The sequence below is a fragment of the Desulfoplanes sp. PS50 genome, assembly GCF_053851535.1.
Genome location: NZ_JBSPZA010000023.1, coordinates 1 through 14557, shown reverse-complemented (window position 1 = coordinate 14557; position 14557 = coordinate 1). Strand labels below are relative to the sequence as shown.

The following is a 14557-nucleotide window of genomic DNA, read 5'->3' as shown; positions in this document are numbered from 1 at the left end:
ATGCTGTTACTGCGTACTGCGCACTTTTTTACACCATCGCCGCTCGGAAAAAGACATACCCCAAGACCGCAACGACCAGGCCGGAGACGATCCCCAGGATCTGTTCCAACCGCTGTGCCCTTTCTGCCGACAACCTCCCCATGCACGCCTTGCGCCCAAGAACCACGCAGACAACGACCAAAGAAACCGTGAGGGCCATGCCCAGGGAGATGGCGGCTGCCGCCATGAGTCCCAAGGAGAACACCCCCATGGAGAGGCAGAAAAGCATGACCATGACAACACCGGGACAGGGCACCATGCCCACGGACAGGGCACCATGCCCACGGACAGGGCCCAGGGAAGAATCCTCGTATTTCCCGTTCCACCTTCCCGAACAGAACCTCCGGATGCAACCGGCCGGAACCATTCCCGCAGATGCGAAAATGTGATCCACGCCCCGAGCAGGGTGATCAGGCCGAAGCTGACCAGTTGGGTCGTGGTGGTCACGGAGGCCAGGGTTCCTGTGACGCTTTGTTCGAGGACGTAATGAAGGGCCAGCACGCAGAGCGCCCCTGAAAACCCGTGGATCAGGGCGATGGACACCCCGAAGAGGATACCCCCGCCAATGGAAGCGTTTTGGGACAGAATATAGGTCATGGCAACGGCCTTGCCATGACCAGGCCCGGCCGCATGCACGACCCCGTAGAGAAAGGCGAAAAAAAGAATGAGGGCCAGAGGACGCCAGGATGTCCCCTGACGGGCCTCGCGGATCAGCCCCCCGAGTCGCTGTCTGAGTTCCTGCTGGTATGCGGCGATGCGGACGAACAACCCCGCAGGGATCGGTCTGTCCCCGGATTCGCGCACAGCAGGTCCTCCTCCCTGAAAGGGGTTGCCCGCAGCTGACGGGACAGCAGTACCGGCAAGCAGCATGAAAAGTGAAGTCGCTAGTAAAAATCTGGTCATTGGCGTTCCTTGAATGTGATGATGATGTCTTCGGGATAGATCTGACCGTAATAAAAGGCGTCGGCCGGATTATCCTCGATGTCCCAACCGACCTCGAATTGTTTTGCAGCGTTCACCTTCACCGGGTCCCGGGCGAGGGCTATGTCCGTGTAATACGTGTCATCGTACATGGAAAACCTGATCTCCTTGACAGTGGCCGCAGCCCGCACATGACAAGGGACGAAGAAGATATAGGTCATGACCCCGTCACGAAGAGTGGCGGAAAAATCCTTCACAAACTCCACAACAAAGGGATCGCCCCCGATGCGTATGCGGGTGAAATACCCGAATTCCCGAAGATTGGAAAAGGCCCCATTCCTGACCCCTTCCACCTCCTCCGGCTCGAAACAGTGATTGCCGTTTGTATCGAAATCATAGGCGATCATGTTGCTGAACATCTCGTCAAAGACCCAAGCGACCTTGAATCCGGCTAGACCATTATCGTCAAAAACCACGTCAATCCGTGCCTCCACATACACATGGGGATGGGCTGATACCGAACACGGCATCAGCAGGACCAGACAAATCAGAACCGGCAGAAAGACATTGCAGCGCCTGCTCTTCAAGCCCGGACCAACAGTGATTTTCAAAAGAGACAGGCAGGCGAACAACCAATAGAACATTCTCATGAAGCAGACACATCCTAAGAAAATACGCCAATGTATTAACGTGTTGTGGTTCTGTTAGAGAAACAAGGCATGCCTTGTTTCTACGGATACCGGATGGGCGGATAAACGGTTGCGCACACTGACGATATCCCCACGACCGATCGAAACAGCCCGTGCCACCCAATCATTCAGGACGAAAAATTTGCCCGGGATCAACCATGAGGTCAATGGTTGATCCCAAGACAGGCTTACTCTCATCCAGAATGCCTAAAATATCAAATTTTCCCCGTGATTGATTCCTACAAACGTCGCTTGACAATTTGTCAACGTCTAAATATCAATATATCTTTATATAGTTATACAAACAAGTATGCTTCAATCTCTTTCCCAGGAGGAAACCAAACCACACTATATTGTTTGATGCGCAGCGAGAAACGGAAGACGGTGAAAATCCGTAGCAGACGCGCTGCCGTGACCGGTCGATCCCGTCCGCAATCACTGAGGTTCCCAGTGCCTCGGGAAGGTTGTGCGACACCCGTGCATGTCGGGATATATATCTGATTTCATCAGACCGGAAGCCGGAAGACGTCTCGCAAGCGCCTGCCCACCTCGCGTCAAAGGTGACCGCAGTGCGGCCCGGTCAGTCCGGGACGCACACATGTAATCAAGGAGTTATCAGACATGCTCACACACACATTGGGATTCCCTCGCATGGGGGCGAACCGCGAACTCAAGAAAGCGGTCGAAAGCTATTGGAAAGCGGATATTACTGAACAAGAACTAAGGGCGAGGAGCGCTGCCCTGCGATTGCGCCATTGGCAGATGCAGGTCGAAAACGGCGTGGATCTGATTCCGGTGGGAGATTTTTCCCTGTACGATCACATCCTCGACATGTGCGTCACCCTGGGGGCCGTTCCGGAACGATATGGTCCCGCACCAGCGCCCTTGGACACGAATACCTATTTTGCCATGGCCCGGGGACGGGGCGGAACCGCTCCGGTAACGGCCATGGAAATGACCAAATGGTTCGACACCAACTATCACTATCTGGTCCCGGAATTCACCCCGGATCAAACCTTCTCCCTTTCCTGCGACAGGCTGATTCATCAGGTTCGCGAGGCCGGAAAGGCCGGCTTCAGGGCCAAGGCCGTGATCACGGGTCCGTTTACCTTTCTCGGGCTCGGCAAATCCACGGTTCGGGGTTTCGACCGCTGGAAACTGCTGGAGGAGATCGTCCCTGTGTACGTCCGTCTCGTGGAGACCCTGTCTCAGGAATGCGATTGGATACAGATCGACGAACCCATTCTGGTGACCGACGTGAACCCCCGCATTCTGGAACGACTCGGCGATGTTTATAGAACACTGGTTCAGGCTGCCTCCCCGGCAAAGATCATCCTGACGACGTATTTCGGTGATCTGGGCGAATCCCTGCAAACGGTTCTCTCCCTGCCCGTGGCCGGGGTGCATCTGGATCTGGTCCGGGCACCGTCACAGCTAAAAAGAGCTCTCGCAACCCTCCCTGAGGACAAAATCCTTTCCCTGGGAGTGGTGAACGGGCGCAACATCTGGCGTGGCGACCTGGACACCTGCCTCGAAATGATCAAAAAAGCCCACGCCGCACTGCCCGATGACCGTCTGATGCTCGCGCCCTCCTGCTCCCTGCTCCACGTCCCCCTGGATCTGGACCTGGAGACCGAACTCGACCCGGAAATCAAGTTCTGGCTCGCCTTTGCCAAACAGAAATGCCGGGAACTGGAGGTCCTGGCCAGGGCCGCTCGGAATGAGGATGTCGAGCCCGAACTGGCCGAAACCCGAACCATCCTCGATGCCAGAAAGACAAGCCATCTGGTGGTCAGCACCGCTGTAAAGCAACGACTAAAACAGCTGACTCCGGCCATGACCCTGCGCGCCTTGAGCTATTCCGAACGGGCAAAGATCCAGCGCGCCGGCCTCGGCCTTCCCCTGCTGCCCACCACGACCATCGGCTCCTTCCCCCAGACCGCAGACATCAGGGAAGCGCGCAGGCAATTCAAGACCGGCAAGTTATCGGAAGAGGGGTACAAGGCGATCATGCGCAGCCACATTGCCGACACGGTCAAACGCCAGGAAACCATCGGCCTGGACGTGCTTGTCCATGGCGAGGCCGAACGCAACGACATGGTGGAATATTTCGGTGAACAGTTGGAAGGATTCGCCTTCACCAAGCACGGATGGGTGCAGAGTTACGGCTCAAGATGCGTCAAACCGCCGATTATTTATGGTGACGTATGGCGTCCACGTCCCATGACCGTCTCATGGACAACCTATGCCCAGTCCAAGACCGAACGCCCCATGAAAGGCATGCTCACCGGACCGGTGACCATGCTCTGCTGGAGCTTCGTGCGTGACGACCAGCCCAGGGAAATCACGTGCCGCCAGATCGCACTGGCTATCCGCGATGAGGTCAGGGATCTGGAAAAGGCGTCCATCTCCATCATCCAGATCGACGAACCCGCCCTGCGCGAACGCCTCCCTCTAAAAAAGACCGCATGGAACGACTACCTGGAAACCATGGTCGAGTCCTTCAGACTGGCCACCTGCGGGGTGAAGGACGAAACCCAGATCCACACCCACATGTGCTATTGCGAATTTGAGGACATCCTTACCTGGATCGCAGCCATGGACGCCGACGTGATCAGCATCGAGGCCAGCCGCAGCCGGATGACCCTGCTTTCGGCCTTTGAAAACCAGGCCTACCCCCAGGAAATTGGCCCCGGGGTCTACGACATCCATTCCCCCCGCATTCCGTCCGAAGAAGAGATGACCGACCTCCTGCGCAGAGCCCTACGGGTCATCCCGAGAGAACGGCTCTGGGTCAACCCCGATTGCGGCCTCAAGACCAGAAACTGGACCGAGGTCGAACCCTCCCTGACCAACATGGTTCGTGCGGCCCGGACTGTACGAGGAGAACTGGAACGAGCGGCGTCATAAGAGACGCCCATAGAATCATGAAAGCAAGGCCCGTGTCCCGGAAATGGACGCGGGCCTTGCTGCGATTGTGCACAGCATCTTGCCGGACGGACCATATGTTTGCCCAGAAAATTCCATCGTTTTGGTCCGACCATCCACATGCTCACAACCCTGCCCTATCCCAGTAAAATGGCCAGGATTCCCGAATATGCCGTGACTCATCATGAAACGTCAAAAAACTCAGCGAGGCCGCGCGCATACTCGGCTTAATGGTCAAGGATCAACACCTCGATGCCGACGTATTCCGCCTGGTTCTGGATTCGGGAATCTACAAGACATACGCAGAACGTTATCTCAAGCCCGATAAGATCGATGAAGTCGAACAGACTGAAGGCAAAAAATCCCCGAGCCCAAAAGGCTCGGGGATTTTTTGCCTGCTGAACGGGGAACTATCCCCCGCATCGGACATGATCAAGACAGGCCGGATACCTTCCAGCTAGAACGTAATGCTCGCACCGAGCATAAAGTTGATCCCGGGCATGGGATATCCGGGCAGGTATTCATAGTCCTCGTCGGTGATATTCTCTCCTGCCACGTATACGGTGGCTTCATACCCTTGTGATTCGGGAGTGAAGGTATAACTCAACTTGGTATTGGCCAGAAAATAGGAATCGACCTCATCAGAGTTGACAGCTCCCTTTTTTCGCACCTGAGAATGCACGTACATCTCGGACATCCACGAACCGTCGACACTCAGCCGAAATCCATCCAGAAAACAATAAACCAGGCCCCCGTTTACCGTAGTATGTGGCGCATACGGGAGATCCGACGGGTCCGTATCAAGATAGGTCAATCCCGCAAACAGAGAAAGATCCCTGAGGGGATTCAGACTGACCGAGGCCTCGATGCCCTTGATGGTGAAGTCCTCGATATTGGAATATGTCGGTGGCGGGGGCGGCGGAGGAACAATGGCGTAACGGTCATGTCCGTCATCATAAAAAAATGTACACTCCACAAGGGCAATGTCCCCGATTTTCTGCCTGACACCGGCCTCGTAATGGTTCGTGGTCTCGGCATCGAGATCTTTCCACGAATCCTTGAGCATGGGGATCACCTTCTGGGACATATACACGACTTCGAGACCCGGATAGACGACACCTTTGGAATAGCCCACATGCATCTCGGTATCCCTGTATCCGACGATCAGGCCGGCATGAGGGGCTGTCTCGGAATCGTACACACTATGCTCGTAGTATCTGACTCCGGCAGAAGGAACGGCGTACCAGCCATCCCGGGAACCGATGGTCCAGTTCAGCGCCGCATACGGGGAAAGAAGATCGAAATGATGTTTGTCCCAGGAATCCGAACTGCCATCACTATAATCCGTATCGGACCACCCTTCGGTATAATCCCAGTCCACGCCCGCCAGAAGATCCAGACCGGCAGGCAAATGAATGGTCTGAGCGGCCTTTACCCCGTAAAACAGGAAATGGTAATACGCGTCTTCGAAAAGACCGCCTCCAAGGGGATCATTGAGCCAGTCACCCTCGCCGGAGCTCCTATAGTGCTTCACATACCCGTCGGTATTGTCGTACGTGTTGTCCAGGGTCAACGCTGCCAGCCAGGCCTTGGTCTTATATTTCCCCTCCTTGTCCGCAGACGAGGCATCTTCCGCCCCGGGATCTTTCGCCCAGTTGTCGCTTCCAAGTGAAAACAGGGAAACATCCCAGTTATCGGTCAGTTCGTACCCCAGACGGCCATACAGATTCTGGAGTTCTCCGTCGGCATCCTCGCGATGGCCCTCGGATGTTCTGTATCCCCCGCCCAGATAGTAATCAAACCTCCCCACCTTGCCCCCATGCTCGGCCGTGCCCACAAAAGTTTCATAACTCCCGCCGGAAACTCCGGCCTTGGTCACGTAGCCCTCGTCCTTTTTTTTCTTGGGAACAATGTTGAGCACGGCAAAGGCGTTACCGAAATACTGGGGTTGGGGACTCTTGTAGACCTCGATGGAAGAGGCGGGGTCGATAGGCAGAAGATCCAGCAACGGGTGGTTCCAGATCCCCATGTACATGGGTACTCCGTCGATCATTGTCTTGATCTCCGAACCGGGGCGACTCGATCCCATACCCCGAATAAAGATGCCGCCGCCATCTCCCCCGCCAAAAGAGCCTACTTTGTTGTATCGTGAGATACTGACCCCGGGAGTCGCCCTGAGAGCGGTCTCGATATCCTGGGCGTTGAGATCCTGTATCTGCGTTTCCGAAACAACGGTTTTCTGACTCGCATACGCGTCGAGTTCGTTGCCTTCGATAACCGGTGTAGCCGTGACAACGACCGGATCGAGGACCACGGCGTCCCCGTCCTGCCCTGCCCAGGCAAACCCGGGCAAAACGCACAACAGGACACCCCAAACAATCATCCTAACATTCATTCTGGACATACTGTCTCCTTCTACCCCATACTGGGGCCATACTCTCGCCTATGCGAGGGTTTACCACCGGAAGGGCGGCCGTTACTCCTGCCACAGAGGGCTGCCCTTCCCTGCCTCAGCCAGTTCAACACCCTGCAAATTTCAAAAAAGCGGGATCTCCCCCATTCCTGTCGTCACTCATGGCCATAGCACTCCAGACCGCGATCATTTTTTGATTGCGGACAAAAAGTACCGGGATTCACGGTCCTCTATGGACGTGACGTTCAATCCCGCCTCCTGGAAAAGCTTCCTCATGTCGGCTTCGTCGGGCATGAGATCGTCGGCCACAGCGGAACCGGCCTTTCTGTGGACATCGTTTATTTCGTCAAAACCGATGAAATGGGAGACGATCACCCTTCCCCCCGGAGCGAGCATGGCTGCGAACCGGGCCAGGGCTGTCTGCTTCTCATCGATGTGCGGAAAGACCTGATGGCAAAAAACGCAGTCGAAAAGTTCGCCATCAAAGGGAAAGGATTCGACCGCGCCGAGGTGGACCGTTGCGTTGAGACGTCCCTGAATCCGCTTCGTGGCCGCATCGACCATTGCAGAACTCACATCCAGAGCGATAACCCTGCCCTGCTCACCCACCCTGTCGGCCAGAATCTCCGTCAACCGACCGGTTCCGCATCCTGGCTCGAGGACCCGACATCCCTTCAGATCAGGCATCCCGGCAAACAGATCCCTCAGCTTAGTCCACTCTTCCGGACCATACTCGTCAGCGGCCCAGGATGCCGTCACCTGACCATCGAAAAACGCAGCCTTTTGCTCGTACATAATCGCGCTCCTTGTTTTCACATACCTGGCCGGACCTGCCACAGCTCCTTTAAAAATGTATCCGCCTGCCCAGGACACCGTTTGCGGAACGCAGGGCCCCGTAGAGAGGTTTACCCAATAGAAAATCATAGATGGCATCGGATTGTTCCGGGATGGCCACATCCTCGAACCGCTGCGGATAGAGGATCTTTCCCACGGCATAGGCATCCGCTATGACCGTTCCGATATTCGTCATGTACCAGTTAAAGGGATACAGAGAAAAAACGTTTCCCCTCTTAAAGGCATCGAGCTGGTCGTAAAAGCGCGGATGTTTCGTGTAATCCTCCCTGATGATCACGCTCCCCCCACCGTCCAGGAAAATCACCTCAGGATTCAAGGCCAGCAGTTTTTCCCTGTCGATGAAATAATGAGATTGCTTGCCCGGTACCGCGGCCACATTGTTCGCCTTGACCCAGGCAAAAGGCTGGTACCCGGCGTCCGTGCTCTCCAGCCCGTGTCCTCCTTTCCATCCGATTCCCCCGATATAGGTTCGAGGCTTGTCGGCTTCGGGGATCCCGGAAACCCTCGATGCGAGATCCCTGGCCGAGGTCCGGATGTAGTCCACAACAGCTCGGGCCCGATCGTCCTTGCGAAGAATCTTTCCCGCAACCTCCAGGGAAACATACAGACGTTCGTCAAAGGACCCGAAATCACCATAGGAAAGAACCACAACCGGAATGGACAGTTGCCGGGAAAGCTCATCGGCCTTGTCGGGCTGCATGTAGGATATGAAAATGAGATCCGGTGACACCGAAAGAATAGACTCCAGATCGGGTCTGCGATTGATGGAAGACACCCCTCCGGGACCGATGATCGGGAGTTTGGCGAGTTGCGGATTGGCCATCCAGTAAGGTCTCGCCTTGGGGAATCGTTTTTCTATCTCCTCGACCCCGACCACACGATCCAGGGCCTGCAAATAAGCGATCAAACGTAATGAGCCCGGAGCGACACAGACGATTCTTTCGGGAGTCTTCTCAATGGTGACCATCCTACCCGCAAGGTCCCGCACAGTGATCTCTCCGGCAAAACAATCGGAAACCACAACCAGGCAGACAAGCAACAGGGGCGGCAACCAACTCACGTTTTTCACTTCAAACCTCTCTGCAGTAATCATTCTAAGTAAAATCCAACATGCAAGCAGCTTGTTACAAGCGTTAGATATTCCATTTTTGTGGCTACCAGCTTGCGAGCTCATAAGCTGGTAAACAAAGAATTCTCTTTCAATCAGTCACCCAAGCGGACGTTTCCAAGATAGTTGTGGTTGAAGATTCAGCCATCTCCCGAGCGGACCAGAAGCATGAGAAAAAGGGGGGCTCCCAGAAAAGAGGTCAACACCCCCACTGGAAGCGAACCCGATCCCACGACCACTCTGCCCAACGTGTCTGCGGCCACAAGACACAATGCCCCCACAAGACAGGAAAAAGGAATGAGTATCCTATGGTCGGAGCCCGCAAGCAAACGGGCGATATGCGGGGCGAGAAGCCCCAGAAAGGCGATCACCCCGTGAAACGCCGTCACCAGTGCGGCCAGCACACTGGCGAGCAAGAGCCCGGTCATGCGAAGTCTCTCGACGTTCACTCCCAGGCTCGTGGCCACGTCGTCCCCGGCCAGAAGCGCGTTGAGCTCCCACCGCTTATGAAGATAAAACATCACACTCCCCACAAGAGCCACGGCAAGACCCCCGATCTCCGACCACCCTGAACGGGCCACATCGCCGAAGGTCCAGAAGACCACGGAAGCGACTTCGGTTTCCGAGGCGAGATACTGGACCAGAATGGTCCCTGAAGTGAACAGGGAGGCCAGGGCGACACCTGCAAGGATGACGGATCGGGGAGACATTTTTTTGGAGCGGGACAAGGCCAGGATGATCAGGGTTGCCGCCATGGCACCGATGAAAGCGAAAAAGGTGACCACATACATCCTGGATATGCCGAAAACCGCAAGCACGGAGAACAGCTGATCGGCCACGAATCCCGTATCCGTGCTCCATGCACCCATGCCGACGATGGCACAGGCCGCGCCGAATCCGGCGCCCTGACTTACTCCAAGGGTAAAGGGCGAGGCCAGGGGATTCCTGAGCAGACTCTGCGTACCCAGGCCGGCAAGTCCCAACCCGGATCCGGCCACGATGCCGGCCACGATCCGAGGCATGCGTATGTTCCAGACCACCACGCTTTCGGGACCTTCGCCCATGTGGAGCAGGTTCTCGACAACGGTTTTGACACTCATGTCATACGATCCCAACCTGACGGCGACAACGACCAGAGCGCACAGACAGAGGAGGAGTGCGTAGAAAAGAAAAATCCCCTGTCGCCTGCTTTTGATGTAGGCGCAGACCACAGCAGGGGAATCATGTTCATTCATTTTGATACACATAGGCAATAGAATACCTCACGAGGACATCTGCAGGGCCGCCCCTAAAACCGAACGTAATCCGACCGCACCTGAAGCGCCCGGAGCCAACCATTACTCCCCTCAAAAAATTACTCTATGCGTGATACTTAAATAACAAAAGTATGTAAACAAAAAATATTTTTATCATATTAATACACCACAAAAATGTATCAGATTTCATGTAATCAAACAAAAAATCCGATGGCCGGACACAAAACCTGCAGGCAGGAAAACAGCGAAGACCACAGGGGCGAAGCCCTGATCTGCAACACCAGACTATCCAGAGATGACATGTTCCGACCGACGGGCTGATAAGCGATCAGACCATTTCAAATTTAGGGAGCGGTGGGCCTCTTTGGCTGGATTCGTCAAAGATATCAAACAGGGATTCACGCGCTACTACAACAAGCGCCATGGCAGAAAGGGATATTTCTGGGGGGATCGATTCAAATTTTTGATTGTCCAGAACGAATGTTCTCTGGTCAACCTGCCGGACTACCTGGACTTGAATCCTGTTCGTGCGGGGATTGAGAAACGACCGGAGGTATATAAATGGAGTTCCCTAGGCTACCATGTCCAGCACAGGCAACAAGGACGGGTTGCTGTCCGTGGATTTCGGGATGAAAGAATGGGGCGAGTACGAACCATCCGAGATCATGCGAAAATACTGACAGTTCGTCTATGAAACCGGTGCGGTGGACACGGGCAAGGGCAAGCCCGTGGATCCGAAAATCGTGAAAAAGGAGAGAAAGAAGAATTTCGAACTCAAACGGTTCGAACTGTTCTGCTACCGAACCCGATACTTCAGCGATGCCGGCATATTGGATTCAAAGGAATTCGTGCAGGAGGTCTTTGATCAGGTCAAACACCTGCTCCAGTCAAAGGATAAACGGAAATTCACTTGTCTGGCAGGGGCCAAAGGAGTCTATTCCATGAAAAGGCTCCGCACTGGTTGAGAGATGACTCTGAAAACTGAGGGATACGCTGCACTGAACCAGCTTCATCGCGGGATGTCAGCCGCCCTCTGCAGTCAATAACCACTTCCACAGTGGCATGATGGTAACCGTTTTCCCGTCTTCACGAACCGTCTCCTCCACGGCCCTGGTGTTCAACATGCTAAGGGGACACGAAACATAATCCATGGCCTCGTTGAGCCCCGGACTTCAGCTAAAAATCAAACATATCCAACGGACTCACTCCCCGTACATCTCGGTAATCAACCTGCGCAGGATAGCCGCCTCGATTTCCGAGAGTTCGCCGATCCTTTTCTTCAACCGGCGTTTGCTGATGGTCCGAATCTGATCAACGGCGATCTCAGCTGGTTTTCCCGCGCACTCGATCTGAATACGCGTTCGCCATCCGGGATGAAGGGCCGACGTGAGCGGACAAACCACAATGGTCTCCAAATAGCGGTTCATCTCGTTCTGACTTACCACGACCACGGGCCGGATCTTGTTGATCTCGCACCCTTGTGTCGGATTCAGATCGGCAAAAAAAATGTCATACCGAGTTACTTTCTTCATCTTCCAACCCATCCGCCACGGTTTCCTCGAAATACCCCCAATCCTCCCTTGCCACGGCCATGGCCTGGTACGTTTCTTTCCAGGAAAGCCGCTCTTGCTTATCGCGCCGCAAGAGCAACCCGTCGGATGTTTCCTCCAGCAACAGACTGCCGGACATCCCATATTTCTGCAAAAGCGGTTTGGGGATACGTATCCCCTTGGAATTGCCTATGGGAACCAATTTGACGACTTTGCCTCGTGTTTGCTTATCCATAATCAAACCTCCCGTTGATGGCTATATGTAAATACAGTAATTACGTACAGCCATACCGTCAACCACTGCCTCCAAACTCTTTCCGATGCACTCCCCATTCTCTCGATGGCCATACGAGGTTGACCTCACAACGCCGTGGCCTCCACCTTCCTGGGCCTGTTCATCGCCGTGGCGGTCAACGAGATCTTCGAGGCCCAGACCTTCTCCAATTTCTTCCGTTTCCCCATGATGTTTCTGTGCGGACTCTTTTTCCCCATCCACAACCTGCCCTTCCTGCTCAAGCCCCTTTCCTTCGCGCTTCCTCTGACCTACGGGGCTGACATGCTCCACGGGGCCATCCACGGCAAACACATTCTTCCGTTTTTCGTGGATCTGGGCATCCTCAGCCTTTTCTGCCTCGTCCTGTTCTGGCTGAGTATTGCAAACATCAAAAAGAGCTGGATCGCCTGACGGCTGGGGGGCTAAGAGAATGAGGCCTGAGTCTCGCTTTTAGCCTTGCCTAATAGAGATAAACACCCTATTCTATGTTCAACATCATTAACTATCCGGCTCTGACAATCCGCTGTCGCCCATTGCATATAGCCTCTGCCCGACACGAGTTCAGCAGGCAAGAGACAGCGAATTGCATTTCACCAACCCTCGTCCAAGGACATACTCATGCTCAAAAAAATCCTTACGGCCCTGCTCACGCTCTTGATTCTTCTGCCTTCGGGAGTCCTTGCCCACTCCCTCTACATCCAGTCCGGACGATATCACGTCTACCAGGGCAAGGGATCACCGCTCTTTTTCTGTTACGGCCACCATATCCCTGTAGACGATGCCGTCAGGGGCAAAAAACTGCATGCTGTCCGGGTCATCAAACCGGATGGAAGCATCCAAGAAATCGCGGTGCGCGACGAAAAATCCCTACATTCCTACGTCATTGAATACGACATGCCCGGAACCTTTGTCCTGACCGCCGAAACCACGCCGGGATTCTTCACCACCTGGACCGACAAAAACAACCGCAAACGCCACTCCATCAAACCCATGAGCGCCATTGCGGATCAGGCGCTCTCCGTCGAGGGCAGCCTGCGCAGCAGCCAGTGGACCAAGATCTACGTCACCTGCGACACGCCTTCAGATCCCTTTCCCGCATGCGTCGGCCTTCCCCTGGAACTCGTCCCGTCCAAAAACGTCGGCAACCTGAAGCAGGGGGAAACCCTGGTTCTCACGGTCTTTCAGGACGGCAAAATCTACAAGGGGGATGGATATTGGGACGCGACCTACAGCGGATTCTCGACCCAGGCTGAAGACATGTATATCCCGAGACAGGAGTGCACGGGAGGGAAGATCGAGATTCCCCTCGACGTCTGCGGACACTGGTTTGTCCGCTTCTTCACCAAGACAGAGCCCACTAACGGGAATACCAGGGATTACCTTCAGGAAAAGCGGACCACGACCCTGGTTTTCGAGGTTCCGAACGAGAGAAAACGCCCCGAAAATGACGGGCATTAGCACCTCCATGCCAGATGCCAGGAGCCGGCCGTGAAGCCCACAGATGCGGCATCCGTCGACCACCAGACACAAACCCACGTCCCCTCTGCCACGTCAAAGGCCCGTATCATCTTCTGATACGGGCCTTTTCCAATCTTCTCTAAAAAACACTCCACCCCCAGCGACAGCCGACTCCCAAGCTTTTGTAATCGCCCTGGATGTTTGATCCGTGACCGCGAAACGTCAATCACCCCCCCTGGCCAGCCGGGCGGAATTGGCCACCACGAGGACCGAGCTCACATGGTGAACCAGAGCCGCCAGCCATGGAGTGAGTACTCCCGTGGCGGCCAGGGTGATGCCTGCAAGGTTGAAGCCTATGGCCCAGATATAATTCTGGGTGATAATCCGGGCAAACGCGGTCTATGCACCTGATCGAATTTTATCTCCCCTGAGTGCTACTTCGTCCCAGTAATTTCCGGTTAGGTTTTTGCATCAACAAATTGTAATTTCTGATCTTTTACATTTGACTCTTCAAAATCATCATCCGGCATTGAACGCAACTCGTTTTCAATGGCTGTGCGCAACTGTCTGACCCGGCGGATGGAGACCTTTTCCTGGTAGTTCTTGTGGCAATAAATGGCCAGCAACAGATAGGTGATCAGGCCTGCCAAGATCTGGACCATCAAGCCGTAGGCACTGCGTGCAATCAGGTGGTAGACTTTCAAGTGCCTTTTCCACCAGGCGAAGAAATTTTCGATGTTCCAGCGCAGTTTGTAAGCCTGGGCGATCTGTTCACCGGTCAAATCATGGCGGTTGGTAGCGATCCAGTATTTGACCCTGTCGACCTCATAGCCGACCAATCGCAAAGGGGTCTGGCTTTGATTAATGCCGGGGGTGCCCAGCAGTACGGTGCCGTCGAAAAAGACAATGCTTTCGGCAGGTACAGTATTTTGCGAAAGGATCTTCTTCTTGGTGCTGGCCTTGATCCGGCAGATGAACAGCTGGCCATCTCGTTGCCACTCGTCAAAGAGCCGATGACATTGGTAACCGCGATCGGTCACGGCAGTATCATCTTTAGACAGGATTT

At 54.6% G+C, this 14557-nt stretch carries 12 protein-coding genes, 2 pseudogenes and 1 riboswitch; of the genes and pseudogenes, 5 read left to right on the top strand and 9 right to left on the bottom strand.

The genetic code is table 11. The annotated features are described in order from the left end of the window. Positions 1-6 precede the first annotated feature (6 nt). A complete protein-coding gene (locus ACTVJH_RS10855) occupies positions 7-942 on the bottom strand; it encodes a HoxN/HupN/NixA family nickel/cobalt transporter (protein ID WP_455990347.1) in 936 nt (311 codons plus the stop codon). Then, complete coding sequence (locus ACTVJH_RS10850; RefSeq protein ID WP_455990344.1) at positions 939-1610, bottom strand: DUF1007 family protein; 672 nt, start codon at positions 1608-1610, stop codon at positions 939-941. The genes ACTVJH_RS10855 and ACTVJH_RS10850 overlap by 4 nt, the downstream gene beginning before the upstream one ends. Before the next feature lie 415 nt (positions 1611-2025). Next, a riboswitch (cobalamin riboswitch) is annotated at positions 2026-2176 on the top strand. Between the two features lie 94 nt (positions 2177-2270). Here ACTVJH_RS10850 and metE point away from each other — a divergent pair. Continuing rightward, positions 2271-4559 carry a 5-methyltetrahydropteroyltriglutamate--homocysteine S-methyltransferase gene (metE, locus tag ACTVJH_RS10845; protein ID WP_455990341.1) on the top strand — a complete coding sequence of 763 codons (2289 nt, stop codon included), beginning with the start codon at positions 2271-2273 and terminating at the stop codon, positions 4557-4559. A gap of 248 nt (positions 4560-4807) precedes the next feature. Then, the gene (locus tag ACTVJH_RS10840; protein ID WP_455990338.1) at positions 4808-5038 is read left to right on the top strand and encodes a hypothetical protein; all 231 of its coding nucleotides are present in this window, start codon (positions 4808-4810) and stop codon (positions 5036-5038) included. Here the strand turns inward: ACTVJH_RS10840 and ACTVJH_RS10835 are convergent. From ACTVJH_RS10835 to ACTVJH_RS10820, 4 genes are all read right to left on the bottom strand, one after another. Then, positions 5035-6981 (bottom strand): TonB-dependent receptor, encoded by a 1947-nt coding sequence (locus ACTVJH_RS10835; protein ID WP_455990335.1) that lies wholly within the window; start codon positions 6979-6981, stop codon positions 5035-5037. The two genes, ACTVJH_RS10840 and ACTVJH_RS10835, sit on opposite strands and share 4 nt — an antisense overlap. A 195-nt stretch (positions 6982-7176) precedes the next feature. After that, a complete protein-coding gene (locus ACTVJH_RS10830; RefSeq protein ID WP_455990331.1) occupies positions 7177-7785 on the bottom strand; it encodes a class I SAM-dependent methyltransferase in 609 nt (202 codons plus the stop codon). 49 nt (positions 7786-7834) lie between these two features. Beyond that, complete coding sequence (locus tag ACTVJH_RS10825; protein ID WP_455990328.1) at positions 7835-8905, bottom strand: iron ABC transporter substrate-binding protein; 1071 nt, start codon at positions 8903-8905, stop codon at positions 7835-7837. 188 nt (positions 8906-9093) lie between these two features. Beyond that, a complete protein-coding gene (locus tag ACTVJH_RS10820; protein ID WP_455990325.1) occupies positions 9094-10188 on the bottom strand; it encodes a FecCD family ABC transporter permease in 1095 nt (364 codons plus the stop codon). A 367-nt stretch (positions 10189-10555) separates the two neighbouring features. Between ACTVJH_RS10820 and ACTVJH_RS10815 the strand changes: the two are divergent. Continuing rightward, a pseudogene (locus ACTVJH_RS10815) lies at positions 10556-11174 on the top strand (transposase); the annotation flags it as partial. A 237-nt stretch (positions 11175-11411) separates the two neighbouring features. On the opposite strand, the gene ACTVJH_RS10810 reads toward ACTVJH_RS10815, so the two are convergent. Together ACTVJH_RS10810 and ACTVJH_RS10805 are read right to left on the bottom strand one after the other, a co-directional pair. Beyond that, the gene (locus tag ACTVJH_RS10810; protein WP_455990322.1) at positions 11412-11741 is read right to left on the bottom strand and encodes a type II toxin-antitoxin system PemK/MazF family toxin; all 330 of its coding nucleotides are present in this window, start codon (positions 11739-11741) and stop codon (positions 11412-11414) included. Next, positions 11719-11994 carry an AbrB/MazE/SpoVT family DNA-binding domain-containing protein gene (locus ACTVJH_RS10805; protein ID WP_455990319.1) on the bottom strand — a complete coding sequence of 92 codons (276 nt, stop codon included), beginning with the start codon at positions 11992-11994 and terminating at the stop codon, positions 11719-11721. The genes ACTVJH_RS10810 and ACTVJH_RS10805 overlap by 23 nt, the downstream gene beginning before the upstream one ends. Before the next feature lie 135 nt (positions 11995-12129). Between ACTVJH_RS10805 and ACTVJH_RS10800 the strand changes: the two genes are divergently transcribed. Both ACTVJH_RS10800 and ACTVJH_RS10795 read left to right on the top strand, forming a co-directional pair. Next, positions 12130-12444 carry an ABC transporter permease gene (locus ACTVJH_RS10800; protein WP_455990316.1) on the top strand — a complete coding sequence of 105 codons (315 nt, stop codon included), beginning with the start codon at positions 12130-12132 and terminating at the stop codon, positions 12442-12444. A gap of 207 nt (positions 12445-12651) precedes the next feature. Further along, on the top strand, positions 12652-13491 hold the full coding sequence (locus tag ACTVJH_RS10795) for a DUF4198 domain-containing protein (RefSeq protein ID WP_455990313.1): 840 nt from the start codon (positions 12652-12654) through the stop codon (positions 13489-13491). 539 nt (positions 13492-14030) lie between these two features. Here ACTVJH_RS10795 and ACTVJH_RS10790 read toward each other — a convergent pair. Continuing rightward, a pseudogene (locus tag ACTVJH_RS10790) lies at positions 14031-14557 on the bottom strand (transposase); the annotation flags it as partial.